This is a genomic window from Levilactobacillus suantsaiihabitans, from assembly GCF_004745505.1.
GTDB classification, from domain to species: Bacteria; Bacillota; Bacilli; order Lactobacillales; family Lactobacillaceae; genus Levilactobacillus; species Levilactobacillus suantsaiihabitans.
Genome location: NZ_RKLX01000002.1, coordinates 130,050 through 154,602, shown reverse-complemented (window position 1 = coordinate 154,602; position 24,553 = coordinate 130,050). Strand labels below are relative to the sequence as shown.

Here is a 24,553-nt window from a genome sequence, read left to right as displayed (position 1 = left end):
GAATAAAATGCAAACGACTGTCCAACCCGAGAAGGTCCCGCGGGGCAATTTGATCGCCATTTTTGCGATTGCCCTGATGGCTTTCTTGGGAATTCTAGTGGAGACGTCCATGAACGTGGCGTTTCCCACCTTGATGACGCAGATGCACGTGTCACTGAACACGGTGCAGTGGATCACGACGGGGTACCTGTTGACGGTGGCCCTGTTGATGATCACGTCAGCCTTTTTGAAGCAACGGTTTACGAATCGCCAGTTATTCGTAGCGGCCGCGAGTGCCTTTATTTTAGGTGATTTAATCTGTGCGCTCGCAACTAACTTTCCCATTCTGTTGATTGGCCGCCTGATCCAGGCCGGTTGTGCTGGGTTGGCGATTCCGCTGATGTTTAACATTGTCGTCGAAAGCGTGCCGCGGTCTCGCCTGGGCTTTTACATGGGGATGGCCGGGTTGATCTTGATGATTGCGCCGGCCAGTGGCCCGACCTTTGGCGGTGTCATGGTTTACCTAGCGGATTGGCGGATGATTTTTTGGTCCACCTTGCCGATTGAAGTACTGATTCTCTTGCTGGGCTTCGGGGCCATCAAACAATTCTCGCCGGTCCAGCGGGTCAAATTTAACTGGGGGCAATTTCTCCTGTTGGCGGTGGCCTTCATTAGCTTCACGTTGGGCTTAAACAGCGTGTCCACGGCCGGGGCGTTGAGCTGGCAATTCTTAGGCGGCCTGATTTTGGCCATTGTGGCGGTTGTTGGATACATCTGGCTGGCTAAACACAGTGACCAACAACTATTGAAGCTGGAAATCTTTAAGAATCCCGTCTTCACCTACAGCTTTTTTGCCTACTTCATCCTGCAGTTCTGTAATATCGGCATCAACTTTGCCTTGCCCAATTACGCGCAAATCGTAGTCGGTGCCACGTCGCTGTTCGGAGGCTTAATGCTGTTGCCGGGGAGTCTGATTACCGCGGTGCTTCAGCCATGGTTCGGGCACCTGTTGGATGAACATGGCGCGCGGTTGCCCATCTTGTTGGGAAGCAGTTTATTTCTGTTTTCGGCACTGATTTTTACCATCTTCGGTCAGCACCTCAGTATCGTATTGATTTCGGTGATGTACATCATCTTCAGTATTGGGCGGTCGATGGCCTTCAGTAATACGCTGACTAACGGCCTCAAGGAAGTCGACATGAGTCAACGGGCCGACGCCAATGCCATCTACAACACGGGTCAGCAGTTTGCCGGGTCCGTGGGGACGACGATTCTGGCCGCCTTAATGTCATCGGTTAAGGTCAGTGGCATGTCCTACGCCCACGAAACGGCGCTGGGGAGCCAGTTAGCGTTCGGTTTGATTTTTGTACTGAGTATTTTGAACTTTGGATTTTACTTTATTGTATTTCGTTATCAAAAAACTGATAAGTAAGATTGTGGCGAGGGCGGTTGGTCCTCGTTTTTTTACATGCTAAAATTATCTTGTGGTAATGGTGTTTAAGCTACATGATAATAAGGGGTCATCACGACTTGGAATCAAGTTGTCATTTTTTATATTAATTCTTCACGTACAACTTATTTTAAGGTATTGAGCCAATTGAGCCAAAAGGAGCGTATTTGAAATGCAGAAACAAAATTATTTTTTAGGATGTAATTATATTATTGACTTGGTGGGTGGTAAATGGAAGCCATCCATCATTTGCTCACTTGGTTTAGGTGATAAGCGGTTCGGCGAGCTTCGTCATTATTTTAAGCGTCTTTACGGTGTTACACCAGCTGAAAAAGTTTTAAGCGAGCAGCTTCATCAACTGATTGAAAACAATATGGTTAAGAGAACTAGTTATGATGTTATGCCAATGAAGGTTGTTTATTCGTTAACGGATGAAGGGAAAAGATTAAAAGCCCTATTAGTTCAGATGACACAATTTGCAGAATCTATACAGAATGATTCCGTACACTTTAAATATAGTTCTAAGGCCATGTTAGGATTAGTTGATTTGAATTCACGAGAAAATTTATCAGATTAGTAATCATAACCCATTGAACGCCCTTTTAAACCTTTAGTAACCGGTTACCGTCCATTAAGGTTGGTACAACTTACTTCCGAGTAAGTATCTTACAAAGAAGTGTCTACTATTCATAAGCAAAAGAACGCTTTATAATAATTAGTGAAATAATAAACAAGAAGGAGATTACTAATATGACTGGTTTAAATGACTCTCTCACTTTTCGCCATGGTGCAACTGTTGATAACAGATTCGTTTTTCCACCTATGCTGACCAATAGCGGTAAAGATGGATATATTACTGCAGATACTATTGATTATTATCATGCCCGTGCCAAATCTGGTGGTCTAGTCATGACCGAGTATATGTATGTTACAGAAAACGGTGGACCTGCTCTAACTTGGAAACAGGGCCGGGAACAATTAGCCGCTTATGATGATAAGTTTTTGCCACAGCTAAAAGAGCTTGCTAAGACAATGAAGCGTTCCGGTAGTAAAGCTATTATGCAGATTGCCCATACTGGTCGGGAAGCAAACTATCGTGCAATGCAAGGGAAGAAAGTTTATGCACCAACGGGTTTGGAAGATGGAAGCGACTTTCCTTTTCTGGATTACAAGGTCCATTCATTATCAGATGAGCAAATTAAAGAAATAATTGCCGGTTTTGGTAAAGCTGCTAAGAGGGCCATTGACGCAGGATTCGATGGCGTTGAAATTCATGGTGCTAATCATTACCTCATTCAGCAATTTGTATCCGCTTACTCAAACCATCGTACTGATCACTGGGGTGGGTCCGTTGAGAAACGAATGAACTTCCCATTAGCAGTGGTTAAGGCCGTTATGGAGACCGTTAATAAGTATGCGCCGAAGAATTTTATTGTTGGCTACAGAATTTCACCGGAAGAAATTCATGGCAAGAATGTGGGTTATACTTGGCATGAATCCACACAGTTAATCGATCAAATTACTAAGCAATTTGATTTAGATTATATCCACCTTTCAATGTTGAATTTCGATTCAAAGCCCGGTGATGCTCTGTTATTGGATACTGATGGTGAAGCAGACAATAAATTCAAGGACTCTGACAAGCCATTTGCAACACTCTTCAAGCCATACTTGAACGGTAGCAAAGAGATTATTGTTGGTGGGATTGATAGCAAGGAAAAGGCTGAATCAGCATTATCTTTGGCTGACTTGGTTGCTGTTGGCCGGGAAAATATTATTGATCCAGATTTTGCCGAAAAGATTTTAAACCATCGAGAAGATCAAATCATTCGTTCATTGTCCGTTGAACAGACTCAGAAAAATCACATGACGCCAGGATTAATTGATACCTTCTCTGGTCCAACTGTTGCAATTCCCCTATCAGGTGCTGAGAATATTCAATCTCTACACCAGGGATTTGGTAGTTGGACTGAAATGACATATCCCAATAATAGTGAAACTAAATAATTTTATTGATGACCTAGTAGAGAAATAAGAATCAGATTAATTAATTTCATCATTATTAAAAGTCTAGCCACTATACTCAAGGTTAGGCTTTTTTGAATCAAAAAAGCCCGTGATCACAACGATCACGGGCTCAACCCTAATGCTCCTTAATCTGCAAAGCCAATCGCACCACCAAGTTTGTCAGCAACGAGATCACCAATGCGTACCCCAGCACGACTGCCAGTAAAATGATGGCGGCCGTGAGAAAACGCAGGAAGCCACTGGCCACGTTGAAGAGGGTCAGGACTACCGTCAGGGTGACCACGATGGTGATGAAGCCAATCAGACCGATGCGTGAATTGGCGAAGTCGGCCGCGCTCAGGTCAAAGCCACCGATGCTGAGATTGAGCGACAGCAAAATCATGATGGGCCAGCGCACCCAGGGATGGGGATCGCCGCCCAGCGCGCCGAAAAAGCCTGCCCAGTCTAGGGCAAAGGGATTGGCGATCAGCGTCAACATGCCCTGAAACCAACTGGGAATCAACACGGCCGTCAAGCCCAGTAGCACCGCCGCGCACCCAAAGATGGGAGCCACGCCGATGAACAGGTTGCCCGTCGTTTGGTACCAATTGCGCTGGTTCCAGGTGTGATTGACGTACCCTAACGATAGGTCCGGCTGGCCGTCACGCCCGCGTTGCTGGGGATGGGGCCGTTTTAACAAGCGCACCTGCTCGATGCGGTGGCCGAACAGCAATGCCGCCAGCAAGTGACTGAGCTCGTGGCAAAAAATGCCGATGAAGCCCAAATACAACTCGCTGTTAACGCCAAAGCCGTTGGCCAAGAACCGTTTGGTATCGCGATTCAGGTAGGTCAGCAAGGCGACGAACACGAACGGAATCACGAGCAGGTCCAACCCCACGATGCCCAGGTTTTTAAAAATCAGGCTCAGGTCGGTGTTCATCCGGTTACTCCAGCAGGTCGGTGAAGGTGCCGTGGACCAGCGTTGCCAGGTCCGTGGCATTGACTTCTACCGACCGGCCAATTTGACCAGAGGAGACGAGAATCTCGCCTTGTTCCTGCGCCGTGTTGTCGAAATAAATCGGGAAGTGGTTCTTTTCCCAAATGCCGACGGGCGTATTGGCGCCGTGTTCGTAGCCGGTCGTCTTGACCAGGTCCTTTAACGGCACCATGTCCACCTTTTTATTGCCCGACACCTTGGCCAGTTTCTTTTCGTCTAGGTGTTCGTCAATCGGCAAAACGCCGACGACCGGCCCCGTGGTGGGACCACTGAGCACCAACGTCTTGTAGATGTGGTGTTCATCCACGCTGGCGTGGTCGACTTCCAACTGCGCGACGTCACCCTTGGTGTGGGTGGCAAATTCGAACTGTTTGTAGGCGATTTTGTTTTTATCTAAAATCTGTTCCACCAATGTTTTGTGCAGGCGTTTGCCTTTTTTCTTCTTGGACATAAGCGTCACCTTTCAAAAAAATAATAAATTGGACCGCACTTTAAAATCAACTGGTCCGGTTGTTTTCCGATAAAAGAAGACACCGCCAGTAAAACCTGTTATACTCTAACACAGAGAAGTGATGTTGGGTAGCATCAACACTCAACACGTGACGGCGTTTATTTGCAGAGTTATGAGGAGATATCATGGCAGATTTAGTCTATCGACAAGTAATGCGGGACTTAAAAAAGCGAATCCATCAAAATGAATTTCCCAACAAGCGGCTACCAGACGAGCGGAGCCTCAGCGAAACTTACGGTGTTAGCCGTAGCTCGGTGAAACGAGCCCTCAGCATTTTAGCCAATCAGGGATTGATTTTTAAGAAGCGCGGTTCCGGGACATTCATTAACCCATTATATATGAAAAACCAGACAATTTTTCAATATGAGGGCTCAAATTTAGGAATTACTGACAGTATGAAGTCCGCGGGCAACACCCCCGGCATTCGGTTGTTGAACTTTAACGTGGTTCCAGCCAGCAAGGAAATTCAGCAAGATTTGTTCTTGGATGAAGGCGATTTCGTTTACGAGATCAAGCGGTTGCGGTTGTTTGACGACAAACCGTTTATGATTGAGACTGGCTACATCCCGATTAAAATCGCGCCGAACCTGTCTCAAGCGACGGTTTCGGATTCCATTTTCAATTACCTGGAAAGCCAAGACAAGGTTGTGACCAAGTCGTTCATGTCGATTCAGGCCCAACCGTCGACGGCCGAGGATCAGGAGTTGTTGCACTTGAAGCCCGTCGAACCGGTGGGCATCATGGAAGGCATCTTCTTCCTGGATGACGGGACACCATTTGAAGTATCCAACATGCGGTTGCACTACCAATATTTGAACTATAACACCTTTGTCTCCTTAGATGAAGAGTAGTTCGTAGCGGCACCGACCACCTGGTGGCAAATTAGAGTTTGGGAAATTTTTCCTGGACTCTTTTTTGTACGTAAAATTTCCGGGTCAGAGTTGGCGAACGGTAAGACGGGCCAGTGCATCCAGTGGTAAGTTCGGTCGCTGACATGGCCGGGCGTCTTGGCTGGCGCTACTGACGGTGAACCTGCTACAGTGGGCATAGCCCCGCGTCGTCTTTCGCGGCGGCGTGGTCAAAATCGCCGACAGCGCAACTGGTGACCGGGGGAGGGAGGTGTGTCTAACAAGTTGGTTCGCTAACTGCTAAAATTGATACGGTCCAATTGTCAAAAAGGTTGACTTTTATTTAAAACAGACTATGATAGGACTTGTAAAAAGCATCCCGGTCAACACAACGGGGTAAATTTTACTAAGTTATCTAGCAGTTAGGTAATGTCGTTACGAATTCAAAGAAGGAGTGTTATTTACATGGCAAATGCAGACTTCGACTCCAAGGCATACTTGGAAGGCGTTGACAAGTATTGGCGTGCAGCAAACTACTTGTCAGTTGGTCAATTATTTTTGCGTGACAACCCATTATTGAAGCGTGACTTAACCTCTGACGATGTAAAGATTAAGCCAATTGGTCACTGGGGAACCATTGTTTCTCAAAACTTTATTTACGCTCACTTAAACCGGGCAATCTTAAAGTATAATCTGAACATGTTTTATATTGAAGGCTCCGGTCACGGTGGCCAAGTCATGGTTTCTAACTCGTATCTAGATGGTAGCTACAGTGAAATTTATCCAAACATTTCGCAAGACGAAGCTGGGTTGAAGCGCTTATTCAAGCAATTCTCCTTCCCAGGTGGTGTGGCTTCTCACGCTGCCCCTGAAACGCCAGGTTCGATCCACGAAGGTGGGGAATTAGGTTACAGCCTGTCTCACGGGACTGGTGCAATCTTAGATAACCCAGACGTCATCGCTGCCGTAGAAATTGGTGACGGGGAATCTGAAACGGGCCCACTGGCAACGTCATGGTTCTCAGACAAGTTCATCAACCCAATCAAGGATGGGGCAGTTTTGCCAATCATCAACATGAATGGGTTCAAGATTTCTAACCCAACGATTCTTTCCCGGATGTCTGACGAAGACTTGACTAAGTACTTCCAAGGCATGGGCTGGGATCCACACTTCGTTGAAACTGATGGTTCCGACCACATGAAGGCCCACGAAGACATGGCCAAGACCATGGACGAAGTCATTCCTGAAATCAAGGCTATTCAAAAGAATGCCCGTGACAACAACGATGACTCCTTGCCTGTATGGCCAATGATCATTGTGCGTTCACCTAAGGGCTGGACTGGTCCTAAGGAAGACTTAGATGGCAATCCAATCGAAGGTTCCTTCCGTGCCCACCAAGTCCCAATTCCTGTTGCCGCTGGCGATATGGAACACGCCGACATGCTGGTCAACTGGTTGAAGTCTTACAAGCCAGAAGAACTCTTTAACGAAGACGGCTCAGTCAAGCAAGAAATCCGTGACATGGCGCCTAAGGGTGATCAACGGATGGCCATGAACCCAATCACCAATGGTGGGATCAAGCCAGAACCATTGAAGCTGCCTGACTACAAGAAGTATGCGGTCGACACCACCGAACACGGCAAGACGATTGCCCAAGACATGTTAGTTTGGTCCAAGTACCTGGCTGACGTGATGAAATTAAATCCAAACAACTTCCGCGGCTTTGGCCCTGATGAAACCAAGTCTAACCGGCTCTACGCTACGTTGGACTACGGCAAGCGTCAATGGATGGAAGACATTCATGAACCAAACGATGAAAACATGGCTCACGAAGGCCGGATCATCGATTCACAATTGTCCGAACACCAAGCTGAAGGCTGGTTGGAAGGTTACGTTTTGACTGGTCGTCACGGCTTCTTCGCCACTTATGAATCATTTGGCCGGGTCGTTGACTCCATGTTGACGCAACACATGAAGTGGTTACGCAAGGCCTCTGAACAAGACTGGCGTCATGACTACCCATCCTTGAACTTCGTGGACACCTCGACTGTCTTCCAGCAAGACCACAACGGGTACACCCACCAAGATCCTGGTATGTTGACGCACTTGGCTGAAAAGAAGCCAGAATTCATCCGTGAATACCTGCCTGCTGATGCCAACACCTTGTTAGCTGTCGGTGACGTGGCCTTCCGGAGTCGCGAAAAGATCAACTTGATCGTGACATCCAAGCACCCACGTCCACAATGGTTCTCCATTGATGAAGCCACTAACCTGGTTCACAATGGGTTGGGCTACATCGACTGGGCTTCAACGGACCAAGGTCAAGACCCAGATATCGTCTTCGCAGCTGCTGGGACGGAACCAACTTGGGAATCCTTAGCCGCAATTTCCTTATTGCATGACGAATTCCCTGAAATGAAGATTCGCTTCATTAACGTGGTTGACCTCTTGAAGTTGCGTTCACCAAAGCTGGACCCTCGTGGCCTTTCCGACGAAGAATTCGATCGGTTATTCACGACGGACAAGCCAGTGATCTTCGCCTTCCACGGCTTCGAAGGCCTGATCAAGGATCTCTTCTTCGACCGTCACAACCACAACGTTCACGTTCATGGTTACCGTGAAAACGGGGACATCACCACGCCATTTGACATGCGGGTTCTTAACCAATTGGATCGCTTCGATCTGGCTAAGGAAGCTGTTAGTGATATTCCAGCTTACGCAGTCAAGGGTGCTTACTTCATTCAACGGATGAACGACATGGTGGCTAAGCACACGGCCTACATTCGTGAAGTCGGGACTGACTTGCCAGAAGTTAACAACTGGCAATGGAAGCCTTTGAAGTAACCTTTAAAATCTAAACACAATTAACGTCTAAAAGGTGTTCAACCGGTCTGAATTGACTGATTGAACACCTTTTTTGTGGGAAAATTGACGTGGTAGTGGCTTTCAACGACACGGTTGCGGCTGGCCGCCTTACCGTTCGTCAACGATGAGGCTGGAACGCGGTGGGCGGACGGGTCGAGCCATAGGGCGGTCTCGACGCCTCGCTTTGAGCCGCAGAACCCGTCTCAAAGACAGCGCCATGGACCTTGCCGCTAAGGGAACTCCCACGGCTGAGCTCATCGTTGACGAACTCTCGGCTACGGTGGTGCTTTCCAAGACAAGTCGATTTCCCCCCATTCAGTGACTGGCCACAGGAGACGTACGTTATTGATAACCGGTTGTCTTGGCGAAAGCAGTTGGCAAACGGTGTCGCCCCGGTTAGCTGACCTAGGCAACAGGGTAGGTCAATTTCATGATGGTTCACCCCAGCGTTCCAACCCATATTTGACGAACGGTAGGCGGCCAGTTTCATTGTGAGGCTGTAGCCGCCTATTTAGCGGGTTGAAGGTGAGGTTATTTCGCAGACCGGTGGCTCAAAAACCAGGCGGGGATGGCGGTGATGGCGATGAAGCCGACGGACCACAGGAAGGCCGTTTGGTAAGCCGCGGTCTCGCCGACGTGGGGGAGTTCGTGTTGGATGATGGTGGCCAAGACGGCCGTGCCCAGGGCGCCACCGATATTTTGGAGCATGCGCGTTGCCGTGGTGGCCTCCGCTATCAGGGGCTGCGGGACGCCCGTGTAGCTGTCGGCCATGACAGGGATGGTCAGGCCGCCTTGGCCAATGCCGCGGATGAAGAGGGCCAGGAGAATCCACCCAGTGTTGGTGTGCGCGGTGAAGAAGACGAACGGCAGTGTTCCCGCGATGGCAATCACGATGGCGCCCAAAACGACCCAGCGTGCGCCAATTTGGTCGGTCAACTTGCCGATCTGGCTTCGCGAGACCAGGAGGCCCACACCTTGGGCAATCAAATAGGTACCGGACCAGATAACGCTGAGACCGCGGCTATTTTGCAGGTACAGCGGTAGGAGGAACATCGCACCGTTGACGGCAATGCCGGACAACATCAAGATGACCACGGCGGCGTCAAACGTGGGGGCTTGGAACAGTTTGAGGCTGACCAGTGCCCGTTGTGGCTGCCAGGTGGCATAACCGATGTAGCCCAACAAGAGGACGACGGCAATGCTCAGGGGAACCAGCACGCGGGTCGACGTGATCCCCGCGCCGGTGCTGAAACGGGTGATGCCAATGATAGCGGCCGTGAAGAGACCCGCTAACAGGCCGAGGCTGGGTAGGTCCAGGTGCTTGCCGCGCTTGGGTGCAGGGAAATGAGGCATTTTCCAACTTAAGAGGAGCAGGGAAACCAAGACCAGGGGGATGTTGATCAGAAAGATCCAGTGCCAATTGCCGGCCTCAATCAGATAGCCGCCGACTGTGGGACCCAAGATCGGAATCAAGACGGCGGGCATACCGACAATGGCCATCAATTTGCCCAGGCCTTGACTCCCAGCCACTTGGACGATTAATGTGGTAATGAGGGGCACCACGATGCCAGCGGCGGCCCCTTGGATGACCCGGCCAACCACTAGGAGTGGCAGGGTCGTGGCCCAGCTGGAAACGACGGATCCTAACAGAAAAACGACGAGAGCGCTCAGGTACAGCGTCTTGCCGTCAAACCAGTTGGTGGCCCAACCGGCAACGGGTACGGCAATTCCCAGGGCTAAGACGTAACTGGTCGTGACCCACTGAACGGCGTTGACGGAAACACGAAGGGACTGCATAATGGTGTCTAAGGCCACGTTGGTCATGGTCGTGTCTAGCAATGGCGCGATGGCACCGATGACCAGAAACAAGGCAATTTGAATGAGTTTTTTCGTAGATGGTTGTGAAGACATAAACGTCACCTGACTTTCAAATTAGATACGGCCGTATCTTATATTTGAAGATGGTACACCTCAGTACTTAAAAACGCAAGGAAGGCGGTGGAATTATGGCGAAAAAAAAACGCCGGCGGGGCGCGGAATTGGTGGATGCCATTTTAAAGGCGGCTTGGGAGCAACTCCAGGCCAAGGGCTACCAAAACGTGACGGTTGAAGGGATTGCGGCCGCCGCGGCGACCACCAAGACTGTGCTGTATCGGCGGTGGCCAGACAAGGCCCATCTGATTATTGCGGCGTTAAGTAAGTTTGGCAATTTACCGGATTATCAGGTCCCCGACACCGGGAGTTTGCGGGGCGACCTGTTGCATTTATTTGGGCAGATGGCCAGCTTGCTGGACCGCTTGCAAGAAGAAACGTTGCGGGGCTTACTGGCCGACCGCCTGCAACACCTGGAGTTTGGCGAGATTTTTAGCCACCTGTCGTCGGGCGAACAACTTAAGGGGTTGATCCAACCGCTACTGGACCGGGCGGCCGCTCGTGGGGAAATCACCCACGCCGATTGGCCCGACCGGGTTGTGACCTTGCCCGGTATCTTGTTATTGAACGAAATCTTGGGACGGCAGACGTTGACCTTAGACGCCCAGACGGAAATGGTCGATGAGATCCTTATGCCGATTTTTATGGCGGATCGGTCGCGGTAGAGTGGCCAGTGCAGTAAAAAAGAGCTTGAGCGCAGTGGCTCAAACTCTTCGGTAAACTGCGATGAGGTTACGATCTGAAGGTTGAAAGTAAAATTAACACGCTGATTGCTACAACGACGGTGTTCCAACACCTAAAATTGGTGAAACCAGACGCCTGCGTCAGGCTAGGGTGGGGCCTGCTCTGAGGAACGGCTCCAGCCTGAGGGGCGGTCTTCCGCCTCGCTTGAAAGCCTGACAAAACCCGCCAGTCTCTCAAGTCGTCCCGCGCTGTAGGCTGAGAAAGAACCTCAGCCAACACCGCCGACACAGCTGGCTCCACCCTGGCTGCCTCCGGCAAGGTGGAGGTTATCAGTGACACTGTGATAACCAAAGACTAGTCTTCAATGCAGCTGCTATTTGGGGTTAAGGCAACTGTTACTAACACGCACTACCGTAGCCGAGAGTTCGCTAAATATGGGTTCAGCCGCTTTAAAAGAGTGTGACGACAGGCGGTTAACTGGCGAGCATTAACGGTGCTAGGCGGATAATCCTGGTTCTGGATTATTTGCCTAGCAGTGTTAAGCGGAACCAGTTGCCTGTTGGCGCACGTTTCGGCCATGAGGCCACTTTGAGACGCGAACTTCGGCTCAAAGCGAGGTGTCGAGACCGTTCTTTGGCTCGGCCCGTCCGCCCCAGCGTTCCAACCCATATTTGGCGAACGGTAGGCGGGCAGTTCGCATTGTGAGGCTGAAAACGACTATTTTTGACGCCATGAGGCGCATGCTAGCAGTAGCTCCAGCTGATTTCTGTCTTTCAACCTTCAGTTACGACTGGTCGGGTTGCTGGAGACTGACCGCGATGATTTGGACGTCGTAGCTGGCATTGGGCGCGTGAATCGTGACCGTGTCGCCGGGGTGGTGGCCCAACAAGGCCTTGCCCAGCGGTGAGACCCGGGTGATTTTGCCCGCGTCGAGGTCGGCCTCTTGGGTACCGACCAGCTGATAACTGTCTTGGTCGGCGTCGTCCATGAATTGGACCGTGACCCATTTGCCCAGCTCGACCGTGTCATTAGCGGCCGGGTTGACTACCTTGGCGTATTGGAGTTGCTTGTTATAAAAACGCAGTTGGCTTTCCAGATGGCGCAAGTCGCGCTTGGCCGCCGAATACTCGGCGTTTTCCGAAAGGTCACCGTGGGCCCGCGCTTCAGCTAAAATTGCAATTTTCTCCGGCCGGTCGGCTTCCAGTGCCGCAATCTTAGCTTGTAGCGCCTGGTAGCCCGCCGCCGTGATGGGGTTAAAATCCCGTGAATTTGCCATTGAATCACCTCAACCTGTTCTGATACGTCCCATTCTAACGAAGGTTGCGGGAAAAGAAAAGGAGTTTTCCAATGAAATTATCACTTACCTATTGGGTGAAACAAACTGGCATTGGCCTGGTTTTTACCCTGATTTTTATGCTATTGGGGCACTTTAATTATGCCCAGGGCCGCTTGATGCCGGGTATCACGATTGCCGACTGGTATTTCTTGGTGTGTCTGTTGTGCTTTGCGCTGGCCAAATGGGTCATTCTCGAGGATAACCGTGACGTGAAGGCCCCCACGATTCGACGCCGAAAGCGGCGGGGCCACCGCAAAGCCGCGGACCAAACGGCATCTGTTTACGAGAAAATGGCCAAGCCGGCCCGGGAACCGCGGCTGCAAGCGGCGCCCAAGACCACGCTCAAATGGTACTGGCGCGTGCTCTTGGATGTTGTTTTAGCCTTCACGAGCCCACTGATTTTGGGTGGATTTTTAACTTATTTGCTACGACACAATTAAATTGTGCTGTTCAACTCCGCTTTATCGTGCATTAAATGACGTTTTTGCTTGTTCCCGGTCTTAGCGGGGGTTCCATGGTAAAGTGGTAACAGTTGGAAGGGGTCAGTTTTACGGCAACTGATTTTGCCAGTCAATCGGTTAAAGTATACGTGAATCGTGACACAAACCGTGACTGGGTAAACCCAATGATTATCTAATCAGAATAGTCGGCTTGACAGTGTTTAGTGAAAGTTATGGCTTAGGTTTGTTAGGTAATGGTGTTACCAATGTGCTAAAGAGTAAGTTGTGGTTATTGGAGGCCTAGGGTTGTGACTAGTTAGAACTTGGGGGAGTGCTAATTGCCGACGCGGGAATTAAATAATCCACTTAGAAAGGGGCTACCGATGGGGGTAGTTCTTTTTTTTGCTGAAGGTTGAAAGGTGAAAATTAACTGGAATTATTGTTCTCATGCGATTCATGGCATCAAAAATAGTCGTTGCCGGCCTCACAATATGAATTGGCCACCTTACCGTTCGCCAACAGGCACCTGGTTTCACCAATTTTAGGTTCAACCTTTACCTAACTTTAAATAGCCGAAACGCGTGCTAACAGGCCACTGGTGCCGCGCAAAAGGCAACCCCAAAAATTTCACAAAAAACCGGTTGTGACCGGACGAATGACTAGTGCCATGGGCCTGTCATCGCCAAACGCCGCCAGCGATAGGGCGGTCAGTTGATAAGCCAATGGGCCAGTACTTTGCTCGGGTACGAATAACCTCGTACCAAGTAAACGGCGTGCAACCGAAACGATTGCAAACGCCAGCGATTCAGGGTACATTAGTGGGTAATAGGTACGGTAACATGTTAGTTGAAAGGGTGTGAGGTTAATGCTAGCCGTTTATCTTTGTGAGGATAATCCGGAACAACTCAAACATTATACGGAAGTGGTGCAGCGCTACATCATGATCAATGATTATGACATGCAGGTTCGGCTAGCCACGCCCAGTCCGGCGGCGCTTCTGGATAATTTGCAGCAGGATCCCCCGGAATACGCCTTGTTTTTCTTAGACATTGAATTTCCGGCTGAAAAGACCACGGGACTGGAGACGGCGATTACGATTCGCCAGCGCTTGGCGTTTGCAGAAATCGTGTTCGTGACCACCCACTCGGAAATGGCGCTGCTGACATTTGAGCGTAAGGTGGAGCCGATGGACTTCGTGGTCAAGGACCTGGGGCGCGAGCAGATCGACCAGAAGCTCCGCGAAAACATCGATTATGGTTATCAACGGTACACCAATTACTTAGGTAACACGGAAAATTTATTTACTTATACCATCGGCGGTCGGACCTTCAAGCTACCGATGGGCGACGTCTACTTCGTGGCGACCGCCGCTACGCCGCATAAGGTGACCGTTCACGCCGCCACACAACTGGTGGAGTATCCGGGCTTTTTGAAAGACATTGCGGACCAGTATCCCGAACTTTACCGCACGGACAAGAGCTTCCTGGTGAACTTGGACAACGTCAGTGGTATCGATGAGGTCAATCGGCGGTTGATTTTTCCCAATGGGGACGAAACGGACGTGGCCACGCGACGCTTTCATGAAGTCAAAACGCTGGTTCAAAAGCATTTGAAAGGGTAAAAGAAGGTGAGAGCGATGTTGGCATTGCATCTATTTGATTCACATTTCTGGATCAATTTTGTGTTGGCCATCACGATGCAGTGGTTCATTACGCTGTGGATCGGGGTCATTCGCCCGCAGAACTGGAAGTTGCCCTTGAAGTGGATGGGCTGGGCCCTGATTCCGGCGTTCATTGGCCGGCCCTGGTCGCTGATGCTGCCACCCATCAGTGCGCTGGTTTATTTGATTCACCACCGGCCCAAGATGGCACTGATCTTTGTCAATGCCACCATCGTCATTTACCTGGTGGTCGTCTTGGTCAATGATGTCGTACGGGCTGTGACCATTGAGATCTTTGGTGCGACAACCAGTCAATCGGCGGTGATTATTGCCGGCCGGCTGGTATTTCAGCTCTTTATCTACACGCTGTTTTCTGTGGCGGTGTCAGGCATGCGCGTCCAGCCAGGGAACCTGGAGCGACTGGCCTTCAGCCACAAGGAACAGTGGACCGTCATGTCCATGCTGGCCAGCCTGGCGGTGTTGGCGCAACTATCGACGCTGATCATTCACCGCTTGGCCATCAATCACGCAATGATGACGTTTGCCCTCAGTATTGAATTGTTAATGATTCTCTTGATCAGCACGAGTCTGTTCTTCTTTCTGCAGAGCTTCTTTCGCCGGCAACGGGTTCAAGCGGAGTATCAAGCAACGCTGATTCGTTCCCGCTACGACCGACGCATTTCCAATCAGGTCCAGGCCATTCGCCAGTTCAAGCAGACGTATCAAAAGCAAATGTTGCGGCTGGGCGATTACTTGGATGCTGAGGACTATCAAGGTTTAACGGCGTATTACCAGTCGCTAAATTCCCGTTGGCAGGCAACCAGTCGTTTAGCCGGCTTAGAAGAGATGGGCTTACAACAGCTGCAGGACCCCCCGTTGAAAAGCCTCTTGTTTCAAAAAATTCTGGCCGCGCAAAATCACGGTTTGGCCCTGCGCCTGGAGATTCCCGACCCGATTCAACAGATTCCGCTCCCCAACGTGAAACTGCTGCGTATCGTGGGGATTCTCCTGGACAACGCGATCGAGGCGGGTGCCGTCGGGCAACGCAAGGACATTCACTGCGCCATTTTGAACTATCCGGATGCCATTGAAATTGCGGTCGCCAATCCGGTGTCGGCCACGCAGCCGCCCAAAATTAATCAATTTATGAAGGCGGGTTACACCACGAAGGGGACGGGCCACGGCCAGGGCCTCAGTACGGTCCAAGACATCGTGACCGCGGCCCCCAATGCCGCGCTACAGATTGCCATCAAGTACCATCGCTTGTACTTTACGCTGATTTTGACCAAGCCAAGGGGGTGAGTCTATGATTACGGTCAATGCGCTGAGCTTTTCTATCGCGGATTATTCGATTGTCTATTGGTTTGTTTTCTTTCAATACTATTGGTTCTCACAATTGGTCATGATGAAACACGTTTCGCTATTTTGTGCGCTGGTTGCTGGCGTCTATGTGGCCGTTGACCTCCTCAATCCCTTTACGGCGGATAGTCGGCTGCTCGGGGCGTTGCCCGTGATCTTGTTGCTGGGCTTTGAGTGGAGCGTGCTAGCGATTCGCCACCAATTGCAATTTTTGCCAGCGTTCATTGACGTGACGATCCTGGCGTATTTGATGATCGAATTCATTGATATGATGGTGATTGCCGCCACGATTCAGTTGACCAGTCTGTCCTTTGCCACCAGTTTGTGGGGGACGCTTAGTGAAATCGTGATTGACAACATGATCTTTGCTCTGGTCGCCTCGGGATTGTGGATGACGCGCGCACCGATGGAAAATATGATTCACGACATGCTGGGGCGGTCCATGGAGTATTTATTCTTGACGTTCATGACCATCCTAGCCGTTGTGTACATTTTATTCGAGTACTCCCTGCAATCGCTCCAGGATTCGGCGCAATACCTGGTCTTCTTGGGTGGGATTGCGGGGACCCTGGTCGTGGGGCTATCGCTGAGCACCTACATGCTGATGCAGACCCACCTGCAGGCGACTCATAGCCGGATACAAGCGCAAAATCAAGCTTTTCGTGAGCAGTACACGACGGAGCTGAATCGCCAGATGGGTGCAGTCAAAAAATTCAACCATGACTACCAAAATATGCTCCTGGGGTTAGGTGGCTATTTGGCTGACCACGACTACGCGGGGTTCCGTCAGCTGTACATCGATATTCGCTCCGGCTGGGAGACCAGCAATGCTGCGGAACTGACGATCGAGGACCTGGCCAACGTGCCCAATACGGAATTGCGGCTTCAGTTGTATCACAATTATCTGTTGGCCCGCCAGCAAGACGTTCAACTCTTTGTGAAAGTACCGGAGCCACTGACCGCCACGGTATCGATGCTCAAGCGGTTGGGGAAAATCGTTGATGAAACGCTCCCGGCCAATCTGCCCGTCTTACGCAATCTCCAGCCAGCCGCGGTGACCTTTGAGTTACAGGAGACTACGCGAGAATTACGGTGGTTGTTAACCTTTCCGGTCCCCAACAACGCGCAACTCGACGGTCACAGCCGCGTGACTTCTAGTGCTGGTATATTAGATTTTTCTTATATACATGAATTGTTACCGCCCAAAGCTACCAGTTCGCTGCAGATAAAATTTCATTGGGGACAATTAATTGTGGCTTTACCGAAGTCAATGACGGGATAGCCCACCCCTTGGAGCTTTCACAAAGTCAGTAGGCAAAACCGTTTACTGAATACTATCGTCCGAATAAACTAATTATCTGAAAACGCTTGCATTTCTACAGCCATCTGATATACTAAGTCTTGTAATACCAATCAATCTTTCAGGGAGCCTGGAAAATAAAGTGATTTTGCAGGTTCTTGACATTGTGAAGTTTCTCTCAATCGGTGTGATTAGGTGAATCTTCACAGCACGATTAGTTTTAACTAACTAAAAGTGATTTGAATTGCTCAATACTACATATTGAGATTATGGCTGATTTGAGTAACAGCGTTTTCCTGACTACAAACTGTGATTATGTTGAATGCTCTAATGATGCTAGTGGGAGTCGGAGAGTGGTTACTCCGGCTTTTTTGTTTTATATTGATAAGATAACCGAAATTCTAGAATCATTGATGCTGAGTAGTTCACAGTCAAGTTGATTAGAAAAAAGGCAACGCAATTAAGAGTTGCCTTGGAGGGGATAAAATTCATTTGATTGAGGTAACCAGGGGTGTAAGACGAGTAGATCTTGCAAAACTTGGTTGTGATCACGGGCGTAGACCAATTCCAAGAATGGCTCATTTGAATAAATCTTGACCGCATCCACGGAGCGCGCAATCTTTGGCAGGTTAGCTAATGATTGCCGAAATCTCTTCAAAATTAATTCGGTAGGGACACCGTGGCCACCTTTAGCAACTCGTTTTGCAACGCGATCTATCGCAATTTGTGGACTAGAAACACCAATGTATAGTAAAGTTACGAGAAAGCCTTGCTGCTGGGCTTGGGTAATTAATTCTTGCTGAGTTTTACCGTTACCCGCCAGTGTTGTTTCCATATGAAACGATACTTTTTCTTGTATATATTTGCGTATTAGTTTTAACTCCATACGCATCGCACGCAAATTGTCAGCTGAACTCTGCCAATCACCTTGGTGTTGACGTAAAATTTCGTCAGCATTGACTCGTTTGGTGTCAGAAAAAAGGGTTCGATTGTCAGTATACAGCGTTGTTTTACCGGAGCCGTTGACTCCAGCAACGATGATAAATATAGGCTGGGTCATTAGCGAACGAATCCTTTCTGGTTGATGGTCTTTTTTTGACGCTCCCCTAAAACGTAATTGTATAGCGCCAAGTAAACCTTCTTTTTCTGTGGATCTTTTTCGTACAATGCGCCATGTAATAGTTCATCAATGTCATACTTTTCCGGGTCATCAAAGACGTTAGAAATAGGGTTACTGGCCATTTATGATCACCATACTTTCCGTTTAGAATTAACGTTAGTATAACGTATTTTGAATACTTAGTCTCGTGTTGCGCGTAACGGTTACTCGTTTACGCTGGACGATGAATTAACATCATTTTTATTTAAAAAAACAAGGGCGTTACCGGTTTCCGCATGCCGGTAACGCCCTTAGTGATTTCAGGATAGATTTAGGATTCCCCAGATTAATAAGATGGCTAATAATAACAGTAACAGAATTAGAGAAACTCTGGATTGCCAACGCATCAAATCCCCCCTAAGCCTACTAACTATCCTTAGTTTATCAGGCGGGATGGTTAACGGTTACAATCGTCTAAATCGCCATTTTTTTGACGATAATGCCTAATTTAGCTGGAAATGGTCAAAATCAGGCGGTATCGGGGCCACCACCGTCGTTTGAGGGCCGTCTAGGGTAAATGGCTGGGGAAAGCGTAACTGCCAGCAGTGTAGCCGTAAACGGCTCTGACCGTGAACGGCGTATAAGGGGTCGCCGATTAACGGATGACCCGCGTGGGCGAGGTGGACTCGCAACTGATGCGTGCGGCCGGTCTCGAGCCGGAGCTTGACTAGCGTGGCTTGTGGCCGATGGTCGAGCACAGCGTAGTGGGTGATGGCGGATTGGGCGTGCACGCCGTTGACCAGTCGTTTGCGGCGGTCTTGGGGGTCACGGCCAATCGGGTCGGTGAAGGTGCCCTGGCCAGTTAAGGTACCGTGCACCCAGGCCAGGTAAGTGCGCTGAACGCGTTTTTCGGCGATGTTGCGAACCATGATGGGCACAACGGCGGGCGTTTTGGTCATGAGTAAAGCACCGGTCGTTTCCTGATCCAAACGGCTCAAAATGTAGGGGCCAGGCTGGTTGGGCCCCAGGTAGGCCGCCACGTGATTGAGGGTGGTGCCCCGTTCCCACGGTAGGTTGGGGTGCGTTTTACTGCCACGAGTCTTGTTGACGACAATGAGGTCAGGTGTTTCGTAGAGCACGCTGACCGTGGCGGCGCTGTCGGGGGCGATGTCTGGGAAGGGTTCCTTGAAATCACGGGGCAAGAAAGTTAGTGAAACGGTGTCGCCGCCAGTCACGGGCTGGTTCATGGTGCGGTAGCTGCCGTTGACCAAGACCCGTTGATGGATGCGCAGATCATGGACCAGGTGACTCGGCAGGTACCAAGCGGTCAGTAGCGCACGCAAGGGCATGGCGGCTTGGTTGACGGGAAGCTGAATGGTGTAGGTCCACTGCATGGGAGCACCTCCTTTGAAATGTGGTTAGTAGAAAAATGGCCACCAATTTTAGATACCACGCTTAGAAAAAGAGTCCGAGACACGTGGCCTCAGACTCTCGGTTAGGTTCTAAATGAAAAATTATTTCGTTGGTTCTGGCTTAACAATCAGCACGTCGCAGATGGCCGAACGGCTGACGTAGTTGGTTACGGAGCCGACCATTAACCGTTCAACGGCGGTCAGACCTGTTGAACCAATGACGATCAGTTCAGACTTGTGGTCTGCTGGGAATTCGCGGGCAATAACGGGCTTCGGGTTACCGAAACGCACGTGAATGCTGACATCCGGCACACCGGCGTCGATAGCTTGTTGCTTCAACGCATCGAGGCGGTCTTGGACGTCTTGAGAAAGTTTGTAGATGACGTCGCCACTTACGGCACCACCATAGGTATCGCTAAATTGATTGACTTCGAGGACGTTTAAAATATCCAGATGGGTCTTGTTGCGTTTTGCGACTTCGATTGCTTTTTCTAAGACTGGTTGGGTTGCCTTGGAACCATCAACGGGAACCAGAATGTTCTTGTATTGTTGTAACATATGGAATGCCACCCCTTCACGAGTCATGTTAAAACTTTACCTTAACTATATCATTTATTGCCCAGGGTGTAAGCCTTTTATTCTCAAAAAGCCGCATGAAAAACCGTGAAAAGGCCGTGAAGTAGGGGATTGTTCAGGAAAGAAAAAATCTCTTTTTCACCGTCAGCGATTAAGTGGTGAATCGGCAATGGCGACGGGGAATTGGCAATACAAATTAAAAAATTTTCGACTGATTCTTGATGACGCCAATTCGTGGCCAAGAGGTTGTTGCGGCAGTGATAATTTGCTATAAGAATCATTATAAACGTTGTTTTGACGGCGTTTATAACTATTGGCAAGAGCACCTAATTCCGGTATAGTGATGGTTACCAAAACGAATCGAATCGGGGAGGAAAAATATGTCGGATGGTGCAGGTCTCGAGTGGGTCAATGTGATTTGGCTGGCGGTCAAGGTGGGCTTAGTACTGATTTTTGTGAGTGGCTTTTGGTGGCAATGGCGGCATCGCGGGCGTAAATAAAGGGGATAGCGAAATGATGAAACAACTGCACGTTTTTTGGCGACAACATAGCCAGCGACTGGGAATCTTACTCACGCTGTTGCTAGTCACGGTGGTCGTTACGGGGTTTCAAGTGAACGGTCAGCTGGATACGAAAGGAACCTTGGATCTGGTCACATTGATGCTCCCCAGCCTGGTACTGGGTGGAACTTTAAGTCAGACCACTCAGACGCCGGGACAACGACTGGCGCTGATGGGCGTGGTGAATCTGCTCTACTTGGCCGTCTTGAGCAGTGGCCTGTTTTTGCTGACGCAATCGGCGTTTCAAAACCCGCTGCAGGTTGACTCCGTCTTGATGATGGGCCTGGCCTATGGTGGACTGGCAGGAGTTCAGGTCGGTCTCGAGTGGTGGTTACTCTTGATGTTCTTAGGCACGCTTCAGCTGATTGGTGGGCTCTATCATCACCGCTGGTCACTGCTAGTTCCGTGGCTAGTGCCCGTGGGCTGGCTCGGGTATCAGGGACTGTTGGTTCTCACGGCGGTTCCCTGGAGTTATCCGGGGTTCTTTGCGGCAGAAGTGCTGGCCTTTTTACCGGCGATCGTTCCAGTAGCCACCGGCATCAGCGTTGCGGAATACCTATACCTGATGGCACACAAAAACCGCCGCATCCCGAAAGATACGACGGTTCATCTGAGCGATTAGACAACGATTTTGATTATTCAAGCTTTGAAGAAGTCAGGCTCAAACTGCTCCAGAATTCGTTGTTGTCAGGACCGATATCAAAGCCCTTGACCCGCTTGTTGACTGGGTTCCAGCTGTAACTGAAGGAACCAGGAGCAACGGCGGCTTGTTCATTCATGTAATCTTGCCATTCCTTGAAGGCCTTAGTCCGGTAAGATTCGTTCCAAGCCTTGCTGTTGTTCATGTTGTTGATCAATTGCGTGTTCTTCTTAGTGACAAAGTGACCCATGTTGTAGGTCGCATCTTCACCGTAGAGTTGCGTAGGGGTTGGTTCAGAAGATAAGCCCCAGGCAGCGGCGTAAACGTCGATCTTGCTTTGCTTTGGTTGTTGTAACGTGGAGTAGAAGCTGTTCATTTCCATCGTCTTACCACCAGTGAATTTGACGTTCAAGCCGACCTTGTGCCATTGTTGTAGGTAGTCTTGGTATTCAGCGGCTTGTGCAGAGGTCCCGGTCATGGCACCGAAGTAGATAGTTAACTTCTTGCCATTAGGATCTGAACGCCACTTGCTACCGTTACGCTTCTTGTAACCGGCGTCGGTCAGTAACTTGTTGGCTTTCTTGATGTTCAGTGGGAAGCCCTTGGCACTAGAATCGTAGTACTTTTCAAAGATTGGTGGAATCAAGGTGTTGGCGCGCCAAGTGATCCCGTTCCCAAACTTCTTGCTGATAGCATCCAGGTTCAAGGCGTACATCATAGCTTGACGTAAGTTCTTGTTAGCCATCTTGCTGTTCTTATCCATGACGTTCTTTTGGGTCTTAGTGTCGTAGTGACCAACGTTGAAACCAAAGTAGTCGTAGGAAAGGGCAGGTTGACCAACGATCTTGTAGTCCTTCAGGTTCTTCAATTGCTTGTAATCAGTTCCGTGCATAACACTAGCTGGAACCGTGAAGTCGTACTTCTTGGATTGGATGGCTTTGTCAATGTTGTTTGAGGAAACAACGTTGATGGAGATGTGCTTGATTTGGGCTTTCTTGCCGTAGTAGTACTTGTTTGGTGACCAAGTGGTGGATTCACCTTCAACGACCTTGTCCAGCTTGTAAGGACCCGTGAAGATAGGGTTCTTCCGAACTTGACTAGAGGAAGCCAACTTGGCGATTGGGACGTTCTTGATGTATTCGTAAGGTTCAACGGTACTCCAGATGAAGGAGTTCCCAGCGTATTGCATGGCTGGCGTCACCTTATCTAAGTGTAAGACCGCTGTCCGGCCCTTTTCACCATCGGGGAAGGTGATCCCAGAGATAGTCTTGGCCTTACCTGTGTGGTAAGCAGCCATCCCTTTGATGTTGTTGAAGTCGGCCGAGTATTGTTGTGAGGTCGTCTTCGGGTTGGCAATGACTTCGTAAGGGTATTCGATATCCTTGGCAGTAACCTTAGAGCCATTAGACCACTTGGCGTTACTCCGCAAGGTGATGGTAACAGTCTTGGCTTTCCGGTTGATTCTTTGGTTAGCTAAGCCACCATCAACAATCTTGTAGTTCTTGTCGGTTTTCCAGAGGCTGGCTGAACCACCGGGAGAGAAGACGTCGGCATCTTCAGAATTGGTCGATAAAACGGGATCAGAGATACCTTGGAATGGCGAGTCGTTAGGTTCAGCGACCTTCAATGTACTGTTGTTCGTGGCAGACTTATCAGTGGCCTTCGTGTTGTTGTAAGCTGCGGACAGCTTGACGGCAGCGCCGGTAGTCCCACTACTGCTGGATGAACTCTTGTTGTTGGAACATGCCGCGAGGCTAATTGTCGCTAAAACGGCCACCGCTGACAATGCGAGTTTTTTCTTATCCATGCTATGTTTCCCCCTTGTTTTTGAGAATCCTCATAATCAACGCAAATCGGTTCCCCTCAGAATCGATTGGTAAAGCAGTAACGCAGCGAACACATACGGACGTTGAGTGGCACCATCTCCTCAAATGGATTCAGGTTAGTTAATCAGCAGCCCCTTGCCGTTGCGAAGCATCCGCTGCGCGCCGGAGGACTTGCCCGATGTAACTAATGGATAAACACAAAATAATGATTTCTAATGCGGCTGGCAACCAGGTCCACCAGTATTGGGTGATGTTGTTAGGATCATTGGCGTTGGCAATCATGGTCCCTAACGAAGGCGTTTGGCTAGGTAGCCCGAAGCCCAGGTAGGAAAGCCCGGTTTCAACCCCAATGTTTTCCGCAAAGGATAGGGTACAGTCGACGATGATCAGAGAAGAAATGTTGGGCATGATTTCGCGGAAGATGATTTTCCAGTTGCTGGTCCCGGAAGTCTTGGAAGCCGCAACGTAATCCTTCTCTGACTCAGCCAAGGTCCGCGACCGAATCAGTCGCGACGTGCCTTCCCAGTAGAAGATGGAGAAGATCAGTGTCAACGTAACTGAGTTGTAGTGGGGAATGATGGTGACCAACACGATGATCATCATGGTCATGGGCAACATCATCATGAAGTCGTAGACCCGTTGCATGCCCCAGTCGATGTAGCCGTTAAAGTAACCGGAAATCAACCCCCAGCAAATCCCAAAGGTGGAAGAGATAATGGTCAGCCCAATGGCAATCCCGATAGAATTACGGGAGCCCACAATCAACTGTTTGGCAACGGAACGCCCACCAGAATCGGCCCCTAACCAGAAGTCCGAAGTGAACGGCTGGTTAAAGTAAGCCATGATATTCGTTTCCATCATCTTGGGGGTGTTAATGAACAGGGCCCCAATCATGACGAAGAGAATAAAACCCACAATGATGAAGAGGGCGACCATGGCGGGTTTGTCAGCCTTGAATTCGCTCCAAATAATCTTAGCCGTAGAAGGCGTTGCTTCTGCCTGCGCCTCTTGCGTCAGACGGGCCAAATCAGTTGCGGAAACGTCTGAGTGTTGTTCAAAATTTTCTGCCATT

Annotated in this window: 21 protein-coding genes; 11 read left to right on the top strand and 10 right to left on the bottom strand. The window is 49.7% G+C overall.

Going from position 1 to position 24,553, the window contains the following annotated elements; all coding sequences use genetic code 11:
• Window positions 1-7: 7 nt before the first annotated feature.
• From EGT51_RS02290 to EGT51_RS02280, 3 genes are all read left to right on the top strand, one after another.
• Complete coding sequence (locus EGT51_RS02290) at window positions 8-1,411, top strand: MFS transporter (RefSeq protein ID WP_135367187.1); 1,404 nt, start codon at window positions 8-10, stop codon at window positions 1,409-1,411.
• A gap of 190 nt (window positions 1,412-1,601) precedes the next feature.
• Window positions 1,602-2,006 (top strand): winged helix-turn-helix transcriptional regulator, encoded by a 405-nt coding sequence (locus tag EGT51_RS02285; protein ID WP_135367186.1) that lies wholly within the window; start codon window positions 1,602-1,604, stop codon window positions 2,004-2,006.
• A gap of 173 nt (window positions 2,007-2,179) precedes the next feature.
• Window positions 2,180-3,436 (top strand): oxidoreductase, encoded by a 1,257-nt coding sequence (locus EGT51_RS02280; RefSeq protein ID WP_135367185.1) that lies wholly within the window; start codon window positions 2,180-2,182, stop codon window positions 3,434-3,436.
• Window positions 3,437-3,572: 136 nt separating this feature from the next.
• Here EGT51_RS02280 and EGT51_RS02275 read toward each other — a convergent pair whose 3' ends face one another.
• Both EGT51_RS02275 and ybaK read right to left on the bottom strand, forming a co-directional pair.
• Complete coding sequence (locus EGT51_RS02275; RefSeq protein WP_225428665.1) at window positions 3,573-4,436, bottom strand: hypothetical protein; 864 nt, start codon at window positions 4,434-4,436, stop codon at window positions 3,573-3,575.
• Window positions 4,381-4,884, bottom strand: coding sequence for a Cys-tRNA(Pro) deacylase (ybaK, locus tag EGT51_RS02270; protein WP_135367184.1), 504 nt, complete (start codon window positions 4,882-4,884; stop codon window positions 4,381-4,383). Before ybaK ends, EGT51_RS02275 begins: the two co-directional genes overlap by 56 nt.
• A gap of 185 nt (window positions 4,885-5,069) precedes the next feature.
• Here ybaK and EGT51_RS02265 point away from each other — a divergent pair, with 185 nt between their 5' ends.
• Together EGT51_RS02265 and EGT51_RS02260 are read left to right on the top strand one after the other, a co-directional pair.
• Window positions 5,070-5,795: a GntR family transcriptional regulator gene (locus EGT51_RS02265; protein WP_135367183.1), complete on the top strand. Its 726-nt coding sequence runs from the start codon at window positions 5,070-5,072 to the stop codon at window positions 5,793-5,795.
• A gap of 462 nt (window positions 5,796-6,257) precedes the next feature.
• Window positions 6,258-8,636 carry a phosphoketolase family protein gene (locus EGT51_RS02260; RefSeq protein ID WP_135367182.1) on the top strand — a complete coding sequence of 793 codons (2,379 nt, stop codon included), beginning with the start codon at window positions 6,258-6,260 and terminating at the stop codon, window positions 8,634-8,636.
• Window positions 8,637-9,188: 552 nt separating this feature from the next.
• Here EGT51_RS02260 and EGT51_RS02255 read toward each other — a convergent pair.
• Entirely contained in the window at window positions 9,189-10,568 is a 1,380-nt protein-coding gene (locus tag EGT51_RS02255) for an MDR family MFS transporter (protein WP_135367181.1), read from the bottom strand.
• Between the two features lie 95 nt (window positions 10,569-10,663).
• Here EGT51_RS02255 and EGT51_RS02250 point away from each other — a divergent pair, with 95 nt between their 5' ends.
• Window positions 10,664-11,254: a TetR/AcrR family transcriptional regulator gene (locus EGT51_RS02250; protein ID WP_135367180.1), complete on the top strand. Its 591-nt coding sequence runs from the start codon at window positions 10,664-10,666 to the stop codon at window positions 11,252-11,254.
• 803 nt (window positions 11,255-12,057) lie between these two features.
• Here the strand turns inward: EGT51_RS02250 and greA are convergent.
• Window positions 12,058-12,549: a transcription elongation factor GreA gene (greA, locus tag EGT51_RS02245; RefSeq protein ID WP_135367179.1), complete on the bottom strand. Its 492-nt coding sequence runs from the start codon at window positions 12,547-12,549 to the stop codon at window positions 12,058-12,060.
• A gap of 71 nt (window positions 12,550-12,620) precedes the next feature.
• On the opposite strand from greA, the gene EGT51_RS02240 reads away from it, so the two are divergent.
• The 4 genes from EGT51_RS02240 (at window position 12,621) to EGT51_RS02225 (ending at window position 17,350) form a co-directional block, all read left to right on the top strand.
• Window positions 12,621-13,049, top strand: coding sequence for a hypothetical protein (locus EGT51_RS02240; RefSeq protein WP_135367178.1), 429 nt, complete (start codon window positions 12,621-12,623; stop codon window positions 13,047-13,049).
• Between the two features lie 865 nt (window positions 13,050-13,914).
• The gene (locus tag EGT51_RS02235; RefSeq protein ID WP_135367177.1) at window positions 13,915-14,670 is read left to right on the top strand and encodes a response regulator transcription factor; all 756 of its coding nucleotides are present in this window, start codon (window positions 13,915-13,917) and stop codon (window positions 14,668-14,670) included.
• A gap of 15 nt (window positions 14,671-14,685) precedes the next feature.
• A complete protein-coding gene (locus EGT51_RS02230; protein ID WP_135367176.1) occupies window positions 14,686-16,011 on the top strand; it encodes a GHKL domain-containing protein in 1,326 nt (441 codons plus the stop codon).
• Between the two features lie 4 nt (window positions 16,012-16,015).
• Window positions 16,016-17,350, top strand: coding sequence for a signal transduction protein (locus EGT51_RS02225; protein ID WP_135367175.1), 1,335 nt, complete (start codon window positions 16,016-16,018; stop codon window positions 17,348-17,350).
• A 478-nt stretch (window positions 17,351-17,828) separates the two neighbouring features.
• On the opposite strand, the gene EGT51_RS02220 is transcribed toward EGT51_RS02225, so the two are convergent.
• The 4 genes from EGT51_RS02220 to EGT51_RS02205 all read right to left on the bottom strand — a co-directional run bounded on the left by EGT51_RS02220 (window position 17,829) and on the right by EGT51_RS02205 (window position 20,437).
• Window positions 17,829-18,428, bottom strand: coding sequence for a zeta toxin family protein (locus EGT51_RS02220; RefSeq protein WP_135367174.1), 600 nt, complete (start codon window positions 18,426-18,428; stop codon window positions 17,829-17,831).
• Window positions 18,428-18,610: a hypothetical protein gene (locus EGT51_RS02215; RefSeq protein WP_135367173.1), complete on the bottom strand. Its 183-nt coding sequence runs from the start codon at window positions 18,608-18,610 to the stop codon at window positions 18,428-18,430. Before EGT51_RS02215 ends, EGT51_RS02220 begins: the two co-directional genes overlap by 1 nt.
• 360 nt (window positions 18,611-18,970) lie before the next feature.
• A complete protein-coding gene (locus tag EGT51_RS02210) occupies window positions 18,971-19,861 on the bottom strand; it encodes an RluA family pseudouridine synthase (protein WP_135367172.1) in 891 nt (296 codons plus the stop codon).
• Window positions 19,862-19,981: 120 nt separating this feature from the next.
• Window positions 19,982-20,437: a universal stress protein gene (locus tag EGT51_RS02205; protein WP_125575520.1), complete on the bottom strand. Its 456-nt coding sequence runs from the start codon at window positions 20,435-20,437 to the stop codon at window positions 19,982-19,984.
• Between the two features lie 531 nt (window positions 20,438-20,968).
• On the opposite strand from EGT51_RS02205, the gene EGT51_RS02200 reads away from it, so the two are divergent.
• Window positions 20,969-21,637, top strand: coding sequence for a hypothetical protein (locus tag EGT51_RS02200; protein ID WP_135367171.1), 669 nt, complete (start codon window positions 20,969-20,971; stop codon window positions 21,635-21,637).
• A 13-nt stretch (window positions 21,638-21,650) separates the two neighbouring features.
• Here EGT51_RS02200 and EGT51_RS02195 read toward each other — a convergent pair whose 3' ends face one another.
• A complete protein-coding gene (locus tag EGT51_RS02195) occupies window positions 21,651-23,462 on the bottom strand; it encodes an oligopeptide ABC transporter substrate-binding protein (protein WP_135367170.1) in 1,812 nt (603 codons plus the stop codon).
• Between the two features lie 139 nt (window positions 23,463-23,601).
• On the bottom strand, window positions 23,602-24,552 hold the full coding sequence (locus EGT51_RS02190; RefSeq protein WP_135367169.1) for an ABC transporter permease: 951 nt from the start codon (window positions 24,550-24,552) through the stop codon (window positions 23,602-23,604).
• Between the last annotated feature and the right edge of the window lies 1 nt (window position 24,553).

Bases quoted from the DNA above. Each gene is read 5' to 3' on its own strand.
- EGT51_RS02290 (WP_135367187.1), top strand. From the start codon at position 8: ATGCAAACGACTGTCCAACCCGAGAAGGTCCCGCGGGGCAATTTGATC.
- EGT51_RS02285 (WP_135367186.1), top strand. From the start codon at position 1,602: ATGCAGAAACAAAATTATTTTTTAGGATGTAATTATATTATTGACTTG.
- EGT51_RS02280 (WP_135367185.1), top strand. From the start codon at position 2,180: ATGACTGGTTTAAATGACTCTCTCACTTTTCGCCATGGTGCAACTGTT.
- EGT51_RS02275 (WP_225428665.1), bottom strand. From the start codon at position 4,436: ATGCCACGGACCTGGCAACGCTGGTCCACGGCACCTTCACCGACCTGC.
- ybaK (WP_135367184.1), bottom strand. From the start codon at position 4,884: ATGTCCAAGAAGAAAAAAGGCAAACGCCTGCACAAAACATTGGTGGAA.
- EGT51_RS02265 (WP_135367183.1), top strand. From the start codon at position 5,070: ATGGCAGATTTAGTCTATCGACAAGTAATGCGGGACTTAAAAAAGCGA.
- EGT51_RS02260 (WP_135367182.1), top strand. From the start codon at position 6,258: ATGGCAAATGCAGACTTCGACTCCAAGGCATACTTGGAAGGCGTTGAC.
- EGT51_RS02255 (WP_135367181.1), bottom strand. From the start codon at position 10,568: ATGTCTTCACAACCATCTACGAAAAAACTCATTCAAATTGCCTTGTTT.
- EGT51_RS02250 (WP_135367180.1), top strand. From the start codon at position 10,664: ATGGCGAAAAAAAAACGCCGGCGGGGCGCGGAATTGGTGGATGCCATT.
- greA (WP_135367179.1), bottom strand. From the start codon at position 12,549: ATGGCAAATTCACGGGATTTTAACCCCATCACGGCGGCGGGCTACCAG.
- EGT51_RS02240 (WP_135367178.1), top strand. From the start codon at position 12,621: ATGAAATTATCACTTACCTATTGGGTGAAACAAACTGGCATTGGCCTG.
- EGT51_RS02235 (WP_135367177.1), top strand. From the start codon at position 13,915: ATGCTAGCCGTTTATCTTTGTGAGGATAATCCGGAACAACTCAAACAT.
- EGT51_RS02230 (WP_135367176.1), top strand. From the start codon at position 14,686: ATGTTGGCATTGCATCTATTTGATTCACATTTCTGGATCAATTTTGTG.
- EGT51_RS02225 (WP_135367175.1), top strand. From the start codon at position 16,016: ATGATTACGGTCAATGCGCTGAGCTTTTCTATCGCGGATTATTCGATT.
- EGT51_RS02220 (WP_135367174.1), bottom strand. From the start codon at position 18,428: ATGACCCAGCCTATATTTATCATCGTTGCTGGAGTCAACGGCTCCGGT.
- EGT51_RS02215 (WP_135367173.1), bottom strand. From the start codon at position 18,610: ATGGCCAGTAACCCTATTTCTAACGTCTTTGATGACCCGGAAAAGTAT.
- EGT51_RS02210 (WP_135367172.1), bottom strand. From the start codon at position 19,861: ATGCAGTGGACCTACACCATTCAGCTTCCCGTCAACCAAGCCGCCATG.
- EGT51_RS02205 (WP_125575520.1), bottom strand. From the start codon at position 20,437: ATGTTACAACAATACAAGAACATTCTGGTTCCCGTTGATGGTTCCAAG.
- EGT51_RS02200 (WP_135367171.1), top strand. From the start codon at position 20,969: ATGATGAAACAACTGCACGTTTTTTGGCGACAACATAGCCAGCGACTG.
- EGT51_RS02195 (WP_135367170.1), bottom strand. From the start codon at position 23,462: ATGGATAAGAAAAAACTCGCATTGTCAGCGGTGGCCGTTTTAGCGACA.
- EGT51_RS02190 (WP_135367169.1), bottom strand. From the start codon at position 24,552: ATGGCAGAAAATTTTGAACAACACTCAGACGTTTCCGCAACTGATTTG.